This is a genomic window from Wolbachia endosymbiont of Wuchereria bancrofti, from assembly GCF_002204235.2.
GTDB lineage: Bacteria > Pseudomonadota > Alphaproteobacteria > Rickettsiales > Anaplasmataceae > Wolbachia.
In genome coordinates this window covers 1-595 of the sequence record NZ_NJBR02000037.1, presented here as the reverse complement: position 1 = coordinate 595, position 595 = coordinate 1, and the positions used below count along the sequence as shown (strand labels likewise).

2 pseudogenes are annotated in these 595 nt (G+C 27.9%); both read right to left on the bottom strand.

Features of this window, described 5'->3' with window-relative positions:
• Positions 1-115, bottom strand: a pseudogene (locus tag CCY16_RS07095) (DUF2671 domain-containing protein); the annotation flags it as partial.
• A 265-nt stretch (positions 116-380) separates the two neighbouring features.
• A pseudogene (locus CCY16_RS05785) lies at positions 381-595 on the bottom strand (DNA primase); the annotation flags it as partial.

Below are 595 nucleotides of genomic sequence, written 5' to 3'. Positions count from 1 at the left end.
CAAAACGTTCCCTATACTTTTCACGATAAGCTGGGTTATTTAGTAATGTAACCCCTTCATCTTTGTTAGACCTTTTGCTTAACGTTTCAACTTCACCAGCAATATTATAAGACATATAACTCCCTCTAATTGATTTTGAAAATTATACTTAAAAGAGAAATTTGCATGTAAGCAATCTCTTTAAATTTTAGTGTGGCAGCCAATCAGCTGTTGCACTAGTTAACTATGATATTATATATCATAATTTTTGTCACTTAAAATTTTACGCTATAAAATAATAGCCTAAAATAAATGTTTATATCATTTTAAGCTATATAATTATTTATGAATTTTATATTAATTAAGCCTTCCTATAATACAAAACATGGCACGTAATAACTCTAACATAAAATTATTATACATACAAGATTTATTTGCAAAAGAATGTAAAGAAATAGAAGAGTATTGTATTCTTGGGGAAAAACAATATAATTCAAATTAGCCCTGAATTCAGGAAATTCTAAGGCTATGCGTAAAATTATGGCCTGATTTTGTTCTGCTTCAATTAGCTCTGGAGATTTGTTGTAAAGATATTCACTTTTTGTTGCTTTTGCTC